At 27.8% G+C, this 18,762-nt stretch carries 20 protein-coding genes and 1 tRNA gene; 14 read left to right on the top strand and 7 right to left on the bottom strand.

The genetic code is table 11. The features are described from left to right. Positions 1–191 precede the first annotated feature (191 nt). The 4 genes from ACQPUY_RS02085 to ACQPUY_RS02070 all read right to left on the bottom strand — a co-directional run bounded on the left by ACQPUY_RS02085 (position 192) and on the right by ACQPUY_RS02070 (position 2,033). Complete coding sequence (locus ACQPUY_RS02085) at positions 192–827, bottom strand: hypothetical protein (RefSeq protein WP_430839250.1); 636 nt, start codon at positions 825–827, stop codon at positions 192–194. A gap of 172 nt (positions 828–999) precedes the next feature. Continuing rightward, positions 1,000–1,075 (bottom strand) — tRNA-Met (locus tag ACQPUY_RS02080). A 439-nt stretch (positions 1,076–1,514) separates the two neighbouring features. After that, positions 1,515–1,754: a hypothetical protein gene (locus ACQPUY_RS02075; RefSeq protein ID WP_430839248.1), complete on the bottom strand. Its 240-nt coding sequence runs from the start codon at positions 1,752–1,754 to the stop codon at positions 1,515–1,517. Positions 1,755–1,841: 87 nt separating this feature from the next. Further along, positions 1,842–2,033 carry a cysteine-rich CWC family protein gene (locus ACQPUY_RS02070; protein ID WP_430839247.1) on the bottom strand — a complete coding sequence of 64 codons (192 nt, stop codon included), beginning with the start codon at positions 2,031–2,033 and terminating at the stop codon, positions 1,842–1,844. Positions 2,034–2,279: 246 nt separating this feature from the next. On the opposite strand from ACQPUY_RS02070, the gene ACQPUY_RS02065 reads away from it, so the two are divergent. After that, entirely contained in the window at positions 2,280–2,855 is a 576-nt protein-coding gene (locus ACQPUY_RS02065; RefSeq protein WP_430839246.1) for a TetR/AcrR family transcriptional regulator C-terminal domain-containing protein, read from the top strand. 111 nt (positions 2,856–2,966) lie between these two features. Beyond that, positions 2,967–3,953, top strand: a complete 987-nt coding sequence (locus tag ACQPUY_RS02060; protein ID WP_430839244.1) for an aldo/keto reductase — start codon at positions 2,967–2,969, stop codon at positions 3,951–3,953. 58 nt (positions 3,954–4,011) lie between these two features. Here the strand turns inward: ACQPUY_RS02060 and ACQPUY_RS02055 are convergent, their stop codons facing one another. Continuing rightward, positions 4,012–4,803 carry a 7beta-hydroxysteroid dehydrogenase gene (locus ACQPUY_RS02055; protein ID WP_430839243.1) on the bottom strand — a complete coding sequence of 264 codons (792 nt, stop codon included), beginning with the start codon at positions 4,801–4,803 and terminating at the stop codon, positions 4,012–4,014. A gap of 201 nt (positions 4,804–5,004) precedes the next feature. Here ACQPUY_RS02055 and ACQPUY_RS02050 point away from each other — a divergent pair, with 201 nt between their 5' ends. Next, positions 5,005–5,421 (top strand): DUF2809 domain-containing protein, encoded by a 417-nt coding sequence (locus ACQPUY_RS02050; RefSeq protein ID WP_430839241.1) that lies wholly within the window; start codon positions 5,005–5,007, stop codon positions 5,419–5,421. Here ACQPUY_RS02050 and ACQPUY_RS02045 read toward each other — a convergent pair. After that, the gene (locus tag ACQPUY_RS02045) at positions 5,393–5,512 is read right to left on the bottom strand and encodes a hypothetical protein (protein WP_430839239.1); all 120 of its coding nucleotides are present in this window, start codon (positions 5,510–5,512) and stop codon (positions 5,393–5,395) included. The two genes, ACQPUY_RS02050 and ACQPUY_RS02045, sit on opposite strands and share 29 nt — an antisense overlap. Before the next feature lie 179 nt (positions 5,513–5,691). On the opposite strand from ACQPUY_RS02045, the gene ACQPUY_RS02040 reads away from it, so the two are divergent. The 7 genes from ACQPUY_RS02040 (at position 5,692) to ACQPUY_RS02010 (ending at position 10,143) form a co-directional block, all read left to right on the top strand. Beyond that, entirely contained in the window at positions 5,692–6,276 is a 585-nt protein-coding gene (locus ACQPUY_RS02040; RefSeq protein WP_430839238.1) for a hypothetical protein, read from the top strand. A 129-nt stretch (positions 6,277–6,405) separates the two neighbouring features. Further along, positions 6,406–6,621 carry a hypothetical protein gene (locus ACQPUY_RS02035; RefSeq protein WP_430839236.1) on the top strand — a complete coding sequence of 72 codons (216 nt, stop codon included), beginning with the start codon at positions 6,406–6,408 and terminating at the stop codon, positions 6,619–6,621. 164 nt (positions 6,622–6,785) lie between these two features. Then, the gene (locus ACQPUY_RS02030; protein WP_430839235.1) at positions 6,786–7,541 is read left to right on the top strand and encodes a GNAT family N-acetyltransferase; all 756 of its coding nucleotides are present in this window, start codon (positions 6,786–6,788) and stop codon (positions 7,539–7,541) included. A 1-nt stretch (position 7,542) separates the two neighbouring features. Beyond that, on the top strand, positions 7,543–7,935 hold the full coding sequence (locus tag ACQPUY_RS02025; protein WP_430839233.1) for an ACT domain-containing protein: 393 nt from the start codon (positions 7,543–7,545) through the stop codon (positions 7,933–7,935). Between the two features lie 65 nt (positions 7,936–8,000). Next, complete coding sequence (locus ACQPUY_RS02020; RefSeq protein ID WP_430839231.1) at positions 8,001–8,630, top strand: TraR/DksA C4-type zinc finger protein; 630 nt, start codon at positions 8,001–8,003, stop codon at positions 8,628–8,630. Positions 8,631–8,880: 250 nt separating this feature from the next. Next, positions 8,881–9,870, top strand: a complete 990-nt coding sequence (locus ACQPUY_RS02015) for a hypothetical protein (RefSeq protein ID WP_430839230.1) — start codon at positions 8,881–8,883, stop codon at positions 9,868–9,870. A 15-nt stretch (positions 9,871–9,885) separates the two neighbouring features. After that, on the top strand, positions 9,886–10,143 hold the full coding sequence (locus ACQPUY_RS02010; protein ID WP_430839229.1) for a helix-turn-helix domain-containing protein: 258 nt from the start codon (positions 9,886–9,888) through the stop codon (positions 10,141–10,143). A 78-nt stretch (positions 10,144–10,221) separates the two neighbouring features. Here the strand turns inward: ACQPUY_RS02010 and ACQPUY_RS02005 are convergent, their stop codons facing one another. Next, positions 10,222–10,464 carry a DUF6241 domain-containing protein gene (locus ACQPUY_RS02005; protein ID WP_430839227.1) on the bottom strand — a complete coding sequence of 81 codons (243 nt, stop codon included), beginning with the start codon at positions 10,462–10,464 and terminating at the stop codon, positions 10,222–10,224. Positions 10,465–10,869: 405 nt separating this feature from the next. On the opposite strand from ACQPUY_RS02005, the gene ACQPUY_RS02000 reads away from it, so the two are divergent. From ACQPUY_RS02000 to ACQPUY_RS01985, 4 genes are all read left to right on the top strand, one after another. Further along, the gene (locus ACQPUY_RS02000) at positions 10,870–11,760 is read left to right on the top strand and encodes an ABC transporter ATP-binding protein (protein ID WP_430839226.1); all 891 of its coding nucleotides are present in this window, start codon (positions 10,870–10,872) and stop codon (positions 11,758–11,760) included. Next, positions 11,753–12,553: an ABC transporter permease subunit gene (locus ACQPUY_RS01995; protein ID WP_430839225.1), complete on the top strand. Its 801-nt coding sequence runs from the start codon at positions 11,753–11,755 to the stop codon at positions 12,551–12,553. The genes ACQPUY_RS02000 and ACQPUY_RS01995 overlap by 8 nt, the downstream gene beginning before the upstream one ends. Positions 12,554–12,618: 65 nt before the next feature. Further along, entirely contained in the window at positions 12,619–12,759 is a 141-nt protein-coding gene (locus ACQPUY_RS01990; RefSeq protein WP_430839224.1) for a hypothetical protein, read from the top strand. A gap of 200 nt (positions 12,760–12,959) precedes the next feature. After that, complete coding sequence (locus ACQPUY_RS01985; protein ID WP_430839223.1) at positions 12,960–18,734, top strand: endo-alpha-N-acetylgalactosaminidase family protein; 5,775 nt, start codon at positions 12,960–12,962, stop codon at positions 18,732–18,734. The last annotated feature ends 28 nt before the right edge of the window (positions 18,735–18,762 follow it).

The raw sequence follows: 18,762 nt of genomic DNA, 5'->3' as shown, positions 1-18,762 counted from the left end.
AAATTAATCGGTAGTGCTTTTCCAATTGAATTTGAATTAAATAAAATATTGATTTTATAGTTTAAAGTTATAATTAAATTAGGATAGTATAGAATGAACCGGACCTCAAACAAATGAAATATTTGTAAAAATTTGACATATGATAAATAAGGAAAGCTTAGTGTTACATCACTAGGCTTTCTTTAGGATATTTATTCGATTACTTTGTTTTCTAAGTTGCTACGTCTACAGTCCAGGGGGTTTAAGTTTATGTGATGTACAGTTTCAGATTCAGTAGGATTCATTATAAGTTTATCTAAAGGAATTCTACCTTGTGGAGTATTTGCAATAATCATGATAACTCCATTCTTTTTATATTGAACCCAGCTAAACTCATCAGTTATAACAGTGTGTAAATCTTCAGAAGAAATTAATGCTCTAGCATGTGGAGTGCCGTATTTATTAGTTAAGATGATAGCAATTGTGTTATCATCAACTTTTTCATAATGATTTTTCTGAGCCCTTGGGACTATTTCTAAATTAGATTTTCTGTTATCTAGCATATTTTCATTAATATGTTTAACAGGAGCTTTTTGATTAGTATTTAAAATAACTGTTTGAAGACTTTGTTTTAAAGGTTTAGTTCCTTTTGATTTGCTTATATTTTGAATTGTATAAGCATTAAAGTCTTTATTCCATTCAGCAAACCAAGTTCCCATAGATTTTATTCTTTCAACATCATCAGCATCTATTAGGAAAACTAATTCACTTCCATCTTTCCTTAAAACAGTGGCATAAGCAATGTTTTCTTTAACATCAAATTTATTTTCAAAAGTTTTATAATTCATTAAATATGTACCTTCTTTCATAATGTCTAAATGAAAGTATAACATATGATGAGTAAATTAGCTCTGTTATCTTTCAATTAATTAACATAATTTAAATAAAATTTTGAGAGAGTTAACAAATAACTCAGAAGCTTTTAAATAATAAAAAAACCTTACAGTAAGAGTAAGGTTTTGGTTGCGGGAGCAGGACTTGAACCTACGACCTTTGGGTTATGAGCCCAACGAGCTACCAACTGCTCCATCCCGCGATATTATGTTTACATATTGGCTTAGCCAACTTGTATTATTAGTATATGTCTAATAAAGAGTTATGTCAAAGAGAGATATCATCATATTGTGGAATATGATGATAAGAGGTAGCTTAGCATGTCATATGATATCAAATGCTACGAAATAAGAAAAAGTTTCTAGAAAAGTAAAAAGTTAATTTTATAGCTATAAATTTTAAAGACGAAAGATTTAAATTAAATGGATTAAATCTTTTGTCTTTTTTATAATCAGCTTTATAATATCATATAGTAATTAACTTATATTAATTACATTAAATAGTTTAGAAAATGATAATAATATAATTAAATATTTAAAGTATATAAGGAAACAACCTCCAAGTAAAAAGGTAAAGGTGAAAAAATCTAAAAATATACGTAAAAAGTAAAGAAGGTATGAGAACAAACTCATACCTTTTAATTAATAATCAATTCCTGCTGACTTTATGTTATTAATATCACTTTGAGAACATGGAGTAATTCCATAAGTCATTTTACAATTTGGACAAACAGTTACAAAAGTCTCCATTACAAATTCTTCTCCACATGAACATTTTATTGGATAAGGAGTAGTTAGTTTTAAATTTGCTTTTCCTTTTTCTCTTAATCTATCAACAATAGCTTTTCCGTCTTTAGTATTTGTTCCACAACCACAACTCATAATTTTACCTCCGAAAATTTAAATTAATAGTAATTATATATAAAATATTAATTTAAGTATGTAACAATAGTTACATAGGAGAGTTTTTTATTTATTTTGAGAAAGTTTTTCAAAGCAGGATCTACACATGCAAGATTTTCCTCTTTTTTCTTCTGGAACCATTTCTAAAATTTCTTTTGTAAATTTCACAGTATGGCACCAACATTCTTTTTGTCCAACTTGACAATTATTATCTTCTCCACATATAGGACATGTTTTATTTGGTTTATGTTCGCTCATTATAATCACTCCTTAGCAAATAATAGAACTTTAATTTTACTATACAATATTACTATAAATTATAATATTTTTAAATGAAATCATGTAAGTTTTATTCTTTCTTTGATTTTTAATTGTCTTTACATAGATAGGTAATTATGCAATAAATAATATATAGTAATAATAAGTAAATTTTAATAGAAGGACTTTTAATTTTAAATTATAAAGATATATAGAAATAAATAAATAAAGAAGAGGAATTTATATATGGCTATAAGTGTGAAAGAAATTCTTGTTGAGGGATTACTAGAATTATGTGAAATAAAATCTTTAGAAAAGATAACTATTAAAGAGCTTTTAATTAAAACTGGAGTTAGTCGTCAAACTTTTTATAATCATTTTTTAGATAAGAATGATTTAATTCAGTATATTTATTTAAGTAAGATAATTCCTGAATACAGTACTAATTCATCAGAAAATATGAATTTTCATGATTCATTATTAGCTTCATTAAAAAGAATGAAGGAATATCATAATTTTATGAAGCAAGCTTGTTTAATAGATACTCAAAATTGTTTGAAAAATTATATATTCGAACATTGTAAACAATTTGATTTAAAATGGCATCAAAAGCTTTATGGTAAAAATGAAATGCCAAATTCATTACGGTTTGCAACTGAATATCATGCAATGGCATCAAGTAGTATGGTGTTATCTTGGATATTATCAGATATGCCTGCTTCATGTGAAGAAATGGCAGATTTAATTAATCAGCTTAGAAGTATAGGGATGGAAAAGCTATTTAAAGATGGAGAAATAGGAAAAAATCCATATATAAGATAGGTTGACATTTTTATATAAATGTCAAGATATTGATTTTACTTTAGCTTTGTAAATTTTAATATTAATTAATATTTTTTATAATAATTTTATAAATGAAAGGTGGTAAGATTAATGAAATATATAAAGCTTGGTAATTCGGATTTAAATGTATCCCGTATTTGTATGGGTTGTATGGGTTTTGGAGATTCTACAAAAGGTCAACATACATGGACATTAAATGAAGAGGATTCTAGAAAAATTATTAAAAGAGCTTTAGAACTAGGAGTGAATTTTTTTGATACTGCTATTGCATATCAAGGAGGAACTAGTGAAAAGTATTTAGGAGGAGCACTTCGAGATTATGCAAAAAGAGAAGATGTAGTTGTGGCTACAAAATTTTTGCCACGTACAAAAGCGGAAATAGAGAAAGGTATAAGTGGCCAAGAGCACATTGAAAATATGTTGAATAAAAGCCTTGAGAATCTTGGAATGGACTATGTGGATTTATATATCTATCATATGTGGGATTATAATACCCCACTGTATGAAATTATGGATGGACTAAATAGAATGGTAAAGGCAGGAAAGGTTCGTTATATTGGTATTTCTAACTGCTTTGCATGGCAGATAGCAAAAGCAAATGCTTTGGCAGAAAAAGAGGGATTTGCAAAATTTATTTCTGTACAAGGACATTATAATCTTATTTTCAGAGAAGAAGAAAGAGAAATGGTTCCTTATTGTAAAGAAGAAAATATTGCACTAACTCCGTATAGTGCATTAGCTGGGGGAAGACTTTCTAAGTATCAAGGAGAAAGGTCCGAACGTTTACAAAAGGATAATTATGCAAAATCTAAGTATGATTCATCAAAGGAACAAGATGAGATAATTATTGATAGAGTAGCAGAATTATCTAAAAGAAAAGGAGTGTCTATGACAGAAATATCATTAGCATGGCTATTGAGCAAAGTAGCTTCGCCAGTAGTTGGAGCAACAAAACTTCATCATATTGAGGGGGCTGTCAGTGCTGTAGATATAAATTTAACAGATGAGGAAATTTTATATTTAGAAGAGTCTTATGTGCCACATAGTTTAGTAGGAGTTATGGCGGAAAACAGGTAAATTTAAAAAAAGTATAATAGAAAATAAGCTCTATTATACTTTTTCATTATTTTTTTAATTATCTTTCGTAGAAAGATCCCATATATGAGATAAATTCATCTTCAGTATGATTAGCTTTCCAATTATGAATATTAGCTTTGTTATGCTCACCTGCAATAATAGAGAATTTCTTTCCTAAGTTTTCGAAAGCTTCTTCAACACAAGCCTCTGGGGTTAATGCAGATTTCATTACTGCTTCTCCAGCAGGACCTCCAGGAAGGTTTTTTAATAAACTAGGAGTTATTGTTGTGCCAAGTGTTATTACTTCTACATCAACATTAGTTTTTGAAGCTTCATAAGCAACTGCTTCAGTTAACTTAAGTATATAAGATTTTCCTGCGCCATATTGAGCGTTATATGGAGATGCACTAATTCCAGTAAGTGAGGATACATTTATTATTGCACCACGATCTTGCTTAGAAAAAATACCCATATAATGATAGAAGCATTTTAAAAAGGTTATTATATTGACATTTAGCATTTGTTTATGTTTTTCCCAAGGAGTATCTTGAAGTTTTCCAAAGGTATGGAAGCAAGCTACATAGGACATAAATCCCATATCTAAATCTTTAGTTTTTTCAAATATTTCATCTGCAGAATTAGAGTCAGAAAAATCTGCTTTAATAACTAAGTGTTCAACACCATACTTAGATGAAATATCTTTACCTAAAGCTTTTAGCATTTCTTCACGTCTACCAACCATAACAACATTCATACCTTCAGAAGCAATTTTTTCACAAAAAGCTTTTCCAACTCCTTCTGTAGCACCTAGAATAATTCCCCATTCACCATATTTATCTTTTAGATTCATTTATACCACCCCTTAATTTTTTATAGATCACTTATATAATAACATTTAAATAATTATAAGTAAAATTATAGATTAAAAGTAATTAATTTGAAAAAATAAATTGCATATTAAAATTATATTAGTTTATTTTTGATATAATTAATAAGAGTATATTAATTGTATTATAGTTAAAATAGTTAATAAGTTGGGGGAAGAGGATATATGAAAATTAATATTAAATACTTAATAGCGTTCATTATTTTATTTTTAATTGAAGTCGGAATTGCACTGTTTATAAATGATAGAATTATTAGGCCCTACATTGGAGATATTTTGGTAATTATCTTAATGTATACCTTTATAAAAAGTTTTATAAATAAAGAAATAAGATTTTTATCAATATATTTATTTATCTTTGCGGCATTTGTTGAAGTAATACAATTATTTAATATTCTAGAGATAGTGGGATTACATAATAATAGAATACTTTCAATTATTCTTGGAAGTACATTTGATTTTAAGGATATTCTATGTTATCTAATTGGAAGCATAATTTTATTAATATGGGACAAAAGATTCAATTTGAAAAAGATATGCCATAAAAGTTGGTCTATAATGAAGAATTATATAAAAATATAAATAATTTTACTAAATGTACAAATTCTATAGCAATATCTATACCTGTAAATTTGATCATAGAAATATCATTATTACTATCTCCAATGAACATAACTTAACTTTTATCTAAATTAAAGTATTTTGATAAATATTTTACTGCCTCTCCTTTTGAGCTACTTTTTAGAATTAAAAAAATAATAGTTAATTCTAAAAAATGCTATTTGATTTACAAGACTTTTTTGCTGAAATATGGTAAAATTTATGAGATAATGTTTTAACTAGGGGGAAAATATGAAAATTAAAAACTTATTTTTAAAAAATAAAGGCACAGTTATTTCATTAATTATAGCCTTGGGAATTGGTTTTATAGGTGGCATAGGGAATATGTCACAAGAAGAGTATAACAGTCTAATTAATCAAAATCAAAACTTAGAAAGTGAAATAGTTTTATTAGACAAGCAGTTAACAGATATTCAAGATGATGTAAATACTCTTCAAGAAAAGAAGGAAGAAGCAGAAAGAATTGCTAAGGAAGAAGCTGAAAAGAAAGCTAAGGAAGAGGCCGAAAAGAAGGCACAAGAAGAACGTGAAAGACTAGCACAAGAAGAAGCAGAAAGATTAGCCAAGGAAGAGGCGGAGATAGCTGCACAAAATCAACAAAGCTCAAGTACTTATGTAGTATCTGGAAATAATAATTACAATAATAATTCAGTGGTTTCAGAAACACCAGTTGGTGAAATGGTTTGGTTATCAGCAACAGGAACTAAATATCATAGAATTAATAATTGTGGAAATATGAATCCTAATAAAGCTAGACAAGTTACTCGAGAGAGCGCAATATCACAAGGGTTCGAAGCGTGTAAAAAGTGTTATTAATAGGTGATTTCGTAAAAATATATGGAGGTAAAGGTGCATTAAAATATAAAAAATTAATACATAGTAATTAAAGAGAAATAATGATTATAGAGAAAATAAAATAATATTTGTAATGTGCTGAAAGAAAATATGATATTAAAAAAAGTTTTAAAAGTATTTGCTGCGATAATTATAGGGATTATTTTAGGAAATTCAATAGGTAGTATAAATAGAGTTGATTATTCTTTATCTACTGAAATAAATTCAAAAATTGAAGAAAATAAAAAGATTATAGAAAGTAAACAAGATGAATTAGAAAATTTAAATTCTAAGAAGATTCAATTAGAGTCGTATCTAAATAATTAATAATTTATGGTAGATTTATTATATAAGTCTACCTTTTTTGTTTAATTAATAATTTATATTAAATTTAATAATTGTTGGATATTAATTAAAATAACTAATATAATTGATTTTAAGTAATAGAATTTAAAATATGAAGTTTGAGCTTATTAAAAGGGATGAAATTTATGAATGAAAATATTTTAATTAAAGTAAAAGAACAACTTGCAAAAGATTATAATTGTAGAATTGAAGATTTTGATAATAATAAAAATTTAATTACAGATTTAAAAATAATAGATGGTAGTAGAAAATATAGCAGTGATAAAGAAATACTAAAGATACTTATAATCAATGGAAAAACAGTGATATCTGCTGATAAGTGTATTAAAAACTGGTGCATTGAAAAATTATCAAACTTTCCTGGAGAGTGGATGTTTTTATATTCAGTTTTAAGAAGAATTGATAAAAAGTTAAATGAATTTGGTTATGAAATAGATAATACTCATCATTATTACTTACCAAAGGATAGTAACTTGGAAGAAATTAATGGCTTTAAATTAAAATGGTTTGAAAAAGATGATATACTACAATTTAAAGATGATAATAGATTTGATGAAGCCTTTGCTTTTAACAAAAATTATCCAGATGTTTTAGGAGTTGCAGTAGTAGATAATGAAGAGAATATTTTAGGAATGGCTGGAGCAAGTGAGGATTCTAATATTATGTGGCAAATTGGAGTTAATGTTTTACCAGAAGCAAATGGAAGAGGAATTGCTAGTGCTTTAGTACAATCATTAAAAAATGAAATATTAAAAAGAGGGAAGGTACCTTTTTATGGTACTGTTGAATCTCATATAATATCTCAAAAGGTAGCATTAAAGTCAGGATTTTATCCAGTATTTGCAGAAGTAAAGATAAGAAAGGTTAATAAGGAGATTTAATATGAGTGAGATAGAGAAAAAATTAACTTTAAAAATATTAAAGGATAGATATTCAGTTTGTAGATTAAATAAAAATGATGAAATTCCAAAATGGATTTTTCAAGAAGAATTCTTTTCTATAACTAGGACAGATGATGAATTGTCTATAGTGTGCTTACAAGATAAAATTAAAGAAGATATCAAATGTGAAAAAGATTGGAAGATATTAAAAATAGAAGGTCCATTAGATTTCTCTTTACTAGGTATATTATCAAGAATAAGTACATTAATGGCTAATAACGATATTAGTATATTTGCAATTTCTACTTATGATACAGATTATATCCTTATAAAAGAAGAATCAATAAAAAGAGCAATAGAAGTTTTAGAAAACAATAATTATAATATAATTTAATGTACTAAAAAATCATTTTTTAAGAAAGAATATAATCGAGTATTACTTTTGAAAGGATGATTTATATGAATAAGGAAAAAGTTGCATATTATAAAAATAAACTTAATAAAGAGAAAAAGAGAGTTGTTGATGTTATTAAACAACTAAGCGATAATGGAATGACTAAATTTAATGCTGAGACTGCTAGTGAATTATCTTTTTATGACAATCACCCTGCTGATATAGCAAGTGAAACCTTTGAAGTTGAAAAAGGTAGAGCACTTGAAGCAAATGAAACATCATTACTAGATAAGATAAATGATGCATTAAATGCAATAGAGGATGGAAGTTATGGTAAGTGTAAAATATGTGGCAAAGATATAGATGAAGGAAGATTAGAGTTTTTACCTTATGCACTAAATTGCATTGAATGCCAAGATACAATTAGTAATATACAAACCTATAATTCTAATCAAAGAGTTGTAGAAGAAAGTGTAATCGGTAAACCATTTGGACATAAATCTGAGCATAATGATAAAGATGAAGTAGGCTTTGACGAAGAAGATAGCTATCAAGCTGTAGGAAGATTTAATGAAATAAGAAATTCTCCAGAATACGATTATAATTATACTGATAGTAATTATAATGACAATGGTTATGTTGAGGATATTGAAAGAATAAGTAATGAAGAATATAAGAATCAACTACCTGATTAAATTTTATTTTATGAAGTATAAGTTGTAAAAAATAGTAGCTAATTTAGGCTGCTATTTTTTAGTTATAAGAAAGTATTTTGTACTTTTTTCGTTTTTACTTCTAATTAAACTAAAATAATACAATGATTAAACTATACTAACTATTAAATATTTGCAAAAAAATATATATGATATATAATTAAATAGTAAGTAATAAGTAGTAAGTAAATGTAAAAAAATTACTTAGTATAATTAAAAGAGGTGTTTATTTATGAGAGAATTAAAATTATCACAAAATTTTTCGATGATTGCTTTGAATGCACAAGATAGTGTTAATATGACAACTATTAAAAAGGTATCACTTCATGCAATTGCAGCTGCTGTTGTTTTAGAGTCATATTTAGATGGATATTTTGAAGAAGTAGATGGAAAGTTAGTATTGAATAAATCATTTTTTGATAATCCTAATGTTACTTTATATCAGGAAACTATTTTTAAACCTCTTTTTAATGAAAAGGAATATATAAGAGAGGATTTAAAGTGGTGGTTATATAAATCTTCAAATCTTTCAAAAAAACATTTGAAAGCTCTTGAAATTGCTATGTCAGATTCTTTAAAAGGGGATGATTATATAGAAGAAATCCCTAATTTATTAGGGTGTGATATGTATTATCAAACAGCAGGATTATCATTAAAAGAGTATAGAAGTAATGGTAATGAATATTCTAGAATTATTGAGGGACTGAAGGCAGATGTTCTTGAAGAAGGTGAAATAAGTGATGAAAGTATAATTATGTTATGGCTATTAAGAGAAAGTGGCTGTATTCAGGATGTATTTTCAAAGGCAGATTTAGAAATAGTATATAAAAATATGTATAATTTATTTATAGATAATAGATTTTCTAAAGAACTTTATAATATTCATATTTATCATGGTATTGAAATAGCAGTAAAAAGTTTTTTAAGAATGAAAAAAAATGCAATTAAAACGCCTATAGGAACTGGTTTAAATTTTATATTTCCAGCACTTGAACGTTCTCAATCTATATTTATTGATACAGAAGAATGGTTCCATAATTCAAGAGAGAGATTTGATAGTGTTAAAAAAAGGTTAGAAGAAAATGGTCATATTTATACTATTGTACGTTTGGGAGATGTACCTTTACTAAAAATAGACAATATATTATATGAAGCTATACCAGAAGCAGTTAGAGGGAGAGTCCCAATACATGGAGTACGTCTTAGAAGATACCCAATTTAAAGGAGTTGAAAATTAATGTCTAGACAGCGTTCTATGGAAAAAATATTAGAATCTGAATATGTTACAATTGGGGAGCTTGTTAGAATTACTAATTCAAGATACAGTACTCTTAAGTTTTATACTGAAGAAGGAATGTTACCTTTTGAACAAGAGGAAGAAAAATTAACAAGAAGATTTCCAAGAGAAAAAGCTGTAAAAAGAATAGATGAGATTAAAGAATTAAAAAGACAAGGGCACAGAGTAGATGAAATTAAGGAATTATTATTAGAATAATAAAAAATAGTATTCAGGTATAAATACTAATATAATTTTAATTTCTGCATAATGAGGCTGCTTGAAACAGCCTCATTTTCATTCTTTTAAAGAAATTGCTTTTCCTACAGTTCCGCCTAATTTTCTCCAAAAGTAATTATGTTCATCAACAGCTTGAGAGAAGTCATTATTTTGCCATCTAGTAAGGACCTCTAACATATAGTCCCTATCTTGGTAATCAACTTTTTCTATTAGGGTTTTTAATGAAGTAATATATTCAGGATCCATTTCTATCATTCCCCAAATTTGATTGTCTTCAGCAACTATTTTAGTATTACTCATTCTATGCATAATATCATAGATTTTTTCTATAGGGTAATATTCACTATCTTGTATTTCAGATGATTCTTCATTAGAAATTTCTTTATCTATTTTCTGAATTTCAGATATATTTGATTTAGCCTCTAAATTTCCAGACTTACTTTCCTTATAAAATAAAAAAGAAAAAGCACCGACTACAAGTATAAGAATAATAACAAGAACTCTTATAAATATCTTATTTCTAAATAAATTTTTTATAGAAATTACCTCCTTTGTAATAAAATATAATTACATTATATTCCAAAGATTGTATAATTAAAATATGTAGATACAAAAATTAACAATTCTAATTGAGTAAAGATAAATTATTAAGTATAATACAACTCATTAAATGGAAATTCTAATAAATATTGTGGAGTGATTTAAATGAATGTTATAGAAATTAACAACCTTACTAAGGATTATGGAGATAAAAAAGGAATATTTAATATAACTTTTTCAGTTAAGAAGGGAGAGGTACTTGGGTTTCTTGGCCCAAATGGAGCAGGAAAAACTACAACTATTAGACATTTAATGGGTTTTTCTAAAGCGGATAAAGGTAGTTGTAGTATTAATGGATTAAGTTGTTTTAATAATTCTAGTGAGATAGAAAAATTTCTTGGATATTTACCGGGGGAAATTGCTTTTTTAGATGATATGACAGGAATAAAATTTATAAAGTTTGTAGCAGAAATGAAGGGAATTAAAAATTTATCTAAAGCTTATGAATTAATAGAAAGATTTGAATTAAATCCTAATGGTAAAATAAAAAAGATGTCTAAGGGAATGAAGCAAAAGATTGGAATAGTATGTGCATTTATGCAAGAGCCAGATATTTTAATATTAGATGAACCAACCAGTGGATTAGATCCTTTAATGCAAAATGAATTTATAAAATTAATTCTTGATGAAAAAGAAAAGGGAAGAACCATATTGATGTCTTCTCATAGTTTTGAAGAAATTGAAAAGACTTGTGATAGAGCAGCTATTATAAAACAAGGGGAAATAGTAGAAGTAGAAAATATATCTACTTTAAAAGAATCTAAACAAAAGCTATATAATATAACCTTTGAAAATTCTGATATGGTAAGTAACTTTATAAAGGAAGGATTTAAAATTAAAGAGGTAGAAGGAAACAATGTTACTATAATTGTAAAAGGAGATATTATGCCTTTTATTAAAGCTTTAGGGAAATATAAAGTTTTAAGTTTAGAGTCATATTCACAAAGCTTAGAAGATTTATTTATGCACTTTTATGGAGGTGAAAATAATGATTAGTATTCCACTTTTAAAAAGAGAAATAAAATCAAATTATAAGATATTTTTAATTTTTGCAGCAGTATTAACTATGTATATATCAGTAATAATTCCAATGTTTGATCCGGAAATTGGTAATGCATTGGCTGAATTTGAAAAAGCTATGCCAGAAATGATGGCTGCCTTTGGAATGAGTAATTCTGGGACAACATTAATAGAATTTATTAATACCTATTTATTTGGATTTTTATTTATTGTATTTCCAATGATATTTGAGATAATAATAGTTAATAAAGTAATTGCAAAATATGTTGATAGTGGATCAATGGCTTATCTTTTAGCGACTCCAAATAAGAGAAGTAAAATAGCAATAACCCAAGCAATTTTTATGCTATTTTCTTTAGGCGCTTTAATAGTATTTATTACTTTAGTTGGAATAATTTCTAGTGAAGTATATTTCCGAGGAGATTTAGATATAAAGAAATATATCTTAATGAATATAGGTCTGTATTGTCTTCATATTGCAATAAGTGGATTAGGATTTTTTGCTTCTTGTATTAGTAATGATACAAAGCTTTCTTATTCAATAAGTGCTGGAATTCCAATTGGATTCTTCATTATACAACTTTTAGCTAATATGGGTGGAAAATTAGAGAACTTTAAATACTTTACTATCTTTACTTTATTAGATACAGATAAATTAATTAAAGGTGAATCTATTGGGGTATGGATGTTTATTATTTTATTAGTAATTGGACTAGTATTATATATAGGGGGAATTTTAAGATTTAGTAAAAGAGATTTGCCTCTATAAAATAAATATAAGATTTTAAATATATTTTATAATAAAGTTTTTAAGGATACTAAGGAGGAAAGAATATGAAAGATATAAAGAAAAAAATATGTCCAATTTGCGGTGAGACAATGAAAGAATATGAATATGCTTATGATAATAATCAGTATGGAAAGAAATATTATAAATGTAGTGAATGTGGACATAAAGAAAATACTATGAATTAGATAAAAATAGATATTGGATTAAATTCAATATCTATTTTTATTGTGATTAATTAAGAAATATAATTTATGGGTTACATAAAACAAAGAATTATATAAAAAAGCAATATATTTACAATATATCCCAATTTTGATAGATTATTCAATAGGATTATATATTAAAATATAATTGGGTTTGTAAATGTATACAAGGGGGAAGTAGTATGAAAAGAAAATCACTTAATAAAAGTATTGCTTTTATAATAGCTGCTGCAGTTGCAGTTGGGCAAATACCGGCTTCTGTATTAGCAGGTGTAAATACTGAGCAAGTAGATAGTATTCAAGAAGCAAGCGATTCCTTTATTTATAATCAAGAATATAGTGACTATGATAGTAATACTTGGACAAGACTTGTTGGAGATGGTGAAATTAAAGAAGTTTTTGACTTTACTGATGGAGATTCAAAAGGGGCCCTAACAGTTAAAAGAGGCAGTAGTAATAATAACTTAGTTTTTGTAGAAGATCAAAGTCCAGAGCTAAAGGATTTCGAAGCAGAAACGAGATTTAAATTAAATCCAGAAAGTGGTCAAGAGGCAGGGAGGTTTGGTCTCGTATTTAGAGGAAAAGATGCTAATACCTATGGATTTGTAGGATATAATATTGCAACAGGATGGTTAATAGAAACACCTACTTCTTGGAAAGATGATATAGTTGGACCTAAAATAGAAGGAGACCAATGGGTTACTATGAATGTAAAGCTTAAGAGAAATAATTTAACTTTAACTGTTAATGGAGAAGAAATATTTAATGATACTATATCAATGAATAATTTCCCTCAGGATGCAGGTAAATTTGGATTTAGGACTTGGTATGATAATAAGAATATTACTGTTGACTATTTAAAAATTAAGGAACTTGATAGTGTAGTTGCAAATGATATCATTAGTATTACTCCATTAAATATTGAAACCTTAGTCAAGGCTAAGCCAGAATTACCATATAAAGTTAATGTAACATATGAAGATGGAACAACTGGTGAAGAAGTAGTTATTTGGAATTATATTGATCCAAGTAATTATGATACTGCTGGAACATTTAAGGTTGAAGGTACAATAAGAGGGGCATCTGAAGAAACTCCTAAGGCTGTTGCAAACATAACTGTAAGAGAAAAGGTTTCATATGAAGCTAATTTTGATTCGCCAGAAAGTAGTGGAGATTGGAAAGTATTAAAACCAAGTGGATTAACTACTACAATAGAAAATGGAAAAGTTAAGGTACCTATGAATGGAGTTTCTTTAGCATATGATAATAAATCTCCAAATGTAAAAAACTTTACGTATGAAACAGAGTTTAGTGTAAATAGTGATACTGGAAGAATTGGATTAGCATTTAGAGTTCAAGATGTAAATAACTGGGGAGCTTTATGTTATGATGCAGGATCATGGGTATGGAAAGCAGCTAAAAATGGAGAAGAGAGTTATGGATCATTCCCTGGATCAAGTAAGATTGAAGCTAATAAAATTTATAAATTAAAATTAAAAGTTGAAGATAGCAATATAACATTATGGATAAATGATGAATTATTAGGAAGCACAACAACTTCAAATATACCTAGTGATGCTGGAAAAATAGGATTAGTAGGATGGTTTGCAAATAAAACAGTAACTTTAGATAATGTGAAAGTTGAAGAAATAACTCCAGAAGTTGAAGAAGAATTACCAGAAGTGCAAGTTCAAAGTATAGAGTCAGACGACATAAAAGTTAATCTTGATAATACTTTCCCAAGAATAATAGATTATATTTGGAAGGCAGATGCTTCTAAATTGATAGGTCAAGAAGATAGATATAATAAAGTTCAAATAAATAATGAAAATTATTCTCCAGAAGTAATATGTGTCATAGAAGACAATATTGCTAAATATACTTTGTATATTGAAGAAATAGGTGTTACATTAACATTAAATGTATCTGTAAATAATAATAAAGTTAGAATGGAAATAACAGATATAAAAGAAGAGGGGAATTTTAAAGTAAAGAAAATATCTTTGCCTAATAATAGTTTTGCAACAGTTAAAAGTAATGAAGGCGGAGCTATAGCAGGAGTTTTATCAACAGGTGCATGGCATCAAATAACTGATGAAATAAGTACTGTTGAAGATTTAGAGCCATCAGTAAAGAATAAAACATATGCATTTATTAATGACAACAACTTTGCTATAACAATGAATAATAATGTAATTGAGTATTCAAAAAGAATACTTTTAAATACCCAAAATAAAAATGGATATAAAGCTACATCAATGGGAACTGGAGAATGGACATATAGAGAAGTATTAGAGTCAGATACTGAATTATATGCTGAAGAAACTTTATGGACAGAAGTTATGATAACAAAGGATATGAATTCAGATGGAGAATTAGATTGGCAAGATGCAGCAATAGAATATAGAAATAATGTAGAGACTCCTATGGGAGGAGACATGATTAAAGATAGTCTTTCCTATATAGCATTTAATATTGGATATACACAAAGTCCATTCTTAAGAACATTAGATACTGTAAAGAAATTATATAACTATACAGATGGATTTGGGCAAATGGTACTTGAAAAAGGTTATCAAGCAGAAGGACATGATGATTCAATTCCTGATTACGGTGGACATATAGGTATAAGACAAGGTGGGGTTGAAGATTTTAATACATTAATAAATGAAGGTGCTAAATATAATGCAAAATTTGGTGTTCATATAAATGCAACAGAATATCAATTAGATGCCTTTCAATACCCAGACGGAATAGTTAATGAGAATTCCGCTGGATGGGGTTGGTTAGACCAAGCTTATTATGCTGATCAAAGAGCAGATATTTTAACAGGAAAATTATTTGAAAGGTTAGATCAGTTAAAGGAAGATGTGCCAAATCTAGGGTGGGTTTATGTAGATGTTTATACAGGCAATGGATGGAATGCTCATCAGCTTGGAGAAAAACTAAATGAGTTAGGTTACCCAGTAGCAACAGAATTCCACAGTCCATTAGAAGAACATGTAATTTGGAATCACTGGGGTTCAGATCCGGCATATCCAAACCAAGGTAGTACAAGTGAAATATTGAGATTTATAAGAAATAGCACTAAGGATGGATTCTTATCAAATCCTTTATTAAAGGGAAGTAAGCATTTATTATCAGGTGGATGGGGAAATAACCATTCAATAGAAGGTACAAATGGAGTAGAGAGATTCTATAATCAAGTTCTACCTACTAAGTATATGCAACATTTTGATATAATGAAAATGACAGAAGATGAGGTTATATTTAATGAAGATTTAAGAGCAGTAAGAGAAGGGAAAAATATAAATTACTATAAAGATGGTAGATTAGTTGCAACAACTCCTGAAAATACAATTAATTCAATTGGAGAAGGAAAAACTACTTTGTTCTTACCTTGGAACCCTGTTGAAGAAGATGAAAAAATATATCACTGGAATCCACTTGGAACTACTTCTGAATGGGAACTTCCAGAGAGTTGGGAAAATTTAAAAAATGTTGAGCTTTATGAATTATCTGATTTAGGAAGAACTAAAGTTAAGACAATTAATGTTGTTAACGGAAAGGTAACTTTAGATGTTGAACAAAATACTCCTTATATAGTAACTAAAGGAGAAGTTTCAGAAGATAGAATAGATTCATGGGGTGAAGGAAGTAATATAGTTGATCCAGGATTTGATTCACAAAGTTGGAATTATTGGAATAAAGAATCTGAATCTGGAAGCACAGATCATATAACCTTTGTTAATGAAGATAATAGCGTTAGAAAAGGAAATGATATAGTTTCAATTGGAGAAAGTCAAGGAAAAATAAGTCAAGATATAGAAGGATTAGAAGTAGGAAAAACTTATTCACTATCTGCTTGGGTTAAAAATAGTGGTAATAGGGAAGTGATTTTAGGAGTTAACTTAGGAGACGAAAGTCTTAATAATGTTATTACCAGAGGCGGAAGAGTAAGGCAAGGAGAAGGTGTTAAATGGTTAAATGATACTTATGTCAGAATGGAAGTAGAATTTACTGTTCCTGAAAATATAGATTTAGCTAATATCTATATAGAGGCTAAAGAAGGAAATACTCCAGTATTAATTGATGATTTTAGAATTTGGGAACACCCTGGTCATACCAATAAAGATGGATATGTATTCTACGAAGATTTTGAAAATGTTGATGAAGGAATAACGCCATTCTTCTTAGCACCAGGAAGAGGTACTTCAAATAGAACACACTTAGCAGAAAAAGATTTATATGGAAGACAAAAAATGAATTGGGTTCTTGATGGAAGATTCTCATTAAAGAGTAATCAGCAAGCTGGTGAAACAGGAGAAATGATAGTGACTGATTCATCAACATTAAACTTAGAGCCTAATACTAAATATGAACTTGGATTCTTATATTCTCTTGCAGACGCAGCACCTGGATATTCTATTAAAGTTAAATCATTATCAGGGGGAACTTTAGTTGATATTCCATTAGCAGCCACTGATGTTGCATCAGGACAATACACAAATGCTAAAGAAATAGCTAAAACATTTACTACTGATAATAAAAATGACTACTATATTTCGTTAGATAAAGGAAATGGATTTAAAGAAATAATTTTAGATAATATGTATGTTAAAGAAATTAATGAAGAAGAAAATCCAAATTTGAAATATGTAAATTTAAATATTATTTTAAATGAAATACCAGTAGACTTAGCAGTTGATTTTAGTGTTAATGCACTTATGAGTAATGGAACTAATGTAGATTTATCTAGTGCAGAAGTTAAATATGTTATTTCAAATGAAAGTGTGATTTCTATAGAAGATGGAAAAATAAGAGGATTAAAGGATGGAGATGCTACTTTATCAGTAGAAGTAACCGTTGATGGAAATACTGTAACTTCAAATATTGTAAATATAAAAGTGGGAAATGGAGGAGAAGAAGCACCTGTAGAAGTTGATAAGACGATATTAGGAATAGTTATAGATTATGCAGAAGAGGTAAAGACAAATGGTGCTCTTGAAAATGTTGTTCCAGCAGTAGTTAAAGAATTTGAAGCTGCATTAGAAGAAGCTAAAACTGTTTTATTAGACAAAAATGCTTCAGAATCTCAAGTAGATATAGCTATAAAGAGGTTAATAAATGTAATTCATATGTTAGATTTTAAACAAGGTGATAAGGAAGAACTTATAAAGCTTGTTGCAATAATTACTGCTTTAGATGAAAGTAAGTATACAAGTTCAACTTGGGCAGTATTACAAGCTGAACTTGAAAAAGCTAATAAAGTAATAGCAGATGAAAATGCTATGGAAGAAGAAGTAGCTAAAACTTACGAAAATTTAAATAAAGCATTTATGGATTTAGAACTAGCAGCTGATAAATCTAAGCTTGAAAATTTAGTATCAGAATTAGAAGGTAAGGATTTATCTAAGTATACAGTAGGAAGTGTTAATAAGTTTAATGTAGCATTAGCTAATGCTAAAGAAATATTAAATAATAAAGATGCTGCTCAAGAAGAAATAAATGAAGCTTATAATAAGTTGATTAAAGCTTATCTTGATTTAAGATTAATACCAGATAAATCTATTCTAGAAGATTTGATAAATAAAGCTGAGTCAATAGATACATCTAAATACACTAAGGCAAGTGTTAATAAGCTTAATGAAAAGCTAAACGAGGTTAAAACTGTATTAGATAATGAAGAAGCTAGTCAAAAAGAAGTAGATGAAGCTGCAAAAGAATTAGAATTAGCTTTAGCTGGTTTGGAATTAGCAAAAGGTAATAATGATGAAAGCACTGAAAATAGTGGCACTAATAACGGAAGTGCTGGAAGTAATAATACTGGAAAAGGTAATATTTCAAATAACTTACCAAGTACAGGAGGAAATTCACCAGCTGCAGTTGGATTATTCGGTACCATTAGTGCCTTAGTAGGATCATTTATGATTAGAAGGAAGAAAAATAATCAATAGTCATTTTAATTCTTAAGATAACTTTAAA

Origin of the sequence: Clostridium nigeriense, assembly GCF_050585245.1 — a bacterium.
Taxonomy (GTDB): domain Bacteria; phylum Bacillota; class Clostridia; order Clostridiales; family Clostridiaceae; genus Clostridium; species Clostridium nigeriense_A.
The sequence above is the reverse complement of the archived record's forward strand: the minus strand, read 5'-3'. Positions and strand labels throughout refer to the sequence as shown.

What these genes read in the sequence shown, in the direction of transcription:
- ACQPUY_RS02055 (WP_430839243.1), bottom strand. Translation starts at nt 4,803, where the DNA reads ATGAATCTAAAAGATAAATATGGTGAATGGGGAATTATTCTAGGTGCT.
- ACQPUY_RS02040 (WP_430839238.1), top strand. Translation starts at nt 5,692, where the DNA reads ATGAAAATTAAAAACTTATTTTTAAAAAATAAAGGCACAGTTATTTCA.
- ACQPUY_RS02035 (WP_430839236.1), top strand. Translation starts at nt 6,406, where the DNA reads ATGATATTAAAAAAAGTTTTAAAAGTATTTGCTGCGATAATTATAGGG.
- ACQPUY_RS02025 (WP_430839233.1), top strand. Translation starts at nt 7,543, where the DNA reads ATGAGTGAGATAGAGAAAAAATTAACTTTAAAAATATTAAAGGATAGA.
- ACQPUY_RS02010 (WP_430839229.1), top strand. Translation starts at nt 9,886, where the DNA reads ATGTCTAGACAGCGTTCTATGGAAAAAATATTAGAATCTGAATATGTT.
- ACQPUY_RS02050 (WP_430839241.1), top strand. Translation starts at nt 5,005, where the DNA reads ATGAAAATTAATATTAAATACTTAATAGCGTTCATTATTTTATTTTTA.
- ACQPUY_RS02020 (WP_430839231.1), top strand. Translation starts at nt 8,001, where the DNA reads ATGAATAAGGAAAAAGTTGCATATTATAAAAATAAACTTAATAAAGAG.
- ACQPUY_RS02030 (WP_430839235.1), top strand. Translation starts at nt 6,786, where the DNA reads ATGAATGAAAATATTTTAATTAAAGTAAAAGAACAACTTGCAAAAGAT.
- ACQPUY_RS01985 (WP_430839223.1), top strand. Translation starts at nt 12,960, where the DNA reads ATGAAAAGAAAATCACTTAATAAAAGTATTGCTTTTATAATAGCTGCT.
- ACQPUY_RS02005 (WP_430839227.1), bottom strand. Translation starts at nt 10,464, where the DNA reads ATGAGTAATACTAAAATAGTTGCTGAAGACAATCAAATTTGGGGAATG.
- ACQPUY_RS02045 (WP_430839239.1), bottom strand. Translation starts at nt 5,512, where the DNA reads ATGTTCATTGGAGATAGTAATAATGATATTTCTATGATCAAATTTACA.
- ACQPUY_RS02000 (WP_430839226.1), top strand. Translation starts at nt 10,870, where the DNA reads ATGAATGTTATAGAAATTAACAACCTTACTAAGGATTATGGAGATAAA.
- ACQPUY_RS02015 (WP_430839230.1), top strand. Translation starts at nt 8,881, where the DNA reads ATGAGAGAATTAAAATTATCACAAAATTTTTCGATGATTGCTTTGAAT.
- ACQPUY_RS02075 (WP_430839248.1), bottom strand. Translation starts at nt 1,754, where the DNA reads ATGAGTTGTGGTTGTGGAACAAATACTAAAGACGGAAAAGCTATTGTT.
- ACQPUY_RS01995 (WP_430839225.1), top strand. Translation starts at nt 11,753, where the DNA reads ATGATTAGTATTCCACTTTTAAAAAGAGAAATAAAATCAAATTATAAG.
- ACQPUY_RS02085 (WP_430839250.1), bottom strand. Translation starts at nt 827, where the DNA reads ATGAATTATAAAACTTTTGAAAATAAATTTGATGTTAAAGAAAACATT.
- ACQPUY_RS02070 (WP_430839247.1), bottom strand. Translation starts at nt 2,033, where the DNA reads ATGAGCGAACATAAACCAAATAAAACATGTCCTATATGTGGAGAAGAT.
- ACQPUY_RS02065 (WP_430839246.1), top strand. Translation starts at nt 2,280, where the DNA reads ATGGCTATAAGTGTGAAAGAAATTCTTGTTGAGGGATTACTAGAATTA.
- ACQPUY_RS01990 (WP_430839224.1), top strand. Translation starts at nt 12,619, where the DNA reads ATGAAAGATATAAAGAAAAAAATATGTCCAATTTGCGGTGAGACAATG.
- ACQPUY_RS02060 (WP_430839244.1), top strand. Translation starts at nt 2,967, where the DNA reads ATGAAATATATAAAGCTTGGTAATTCGGATTTAAATGTATCCCGTATT.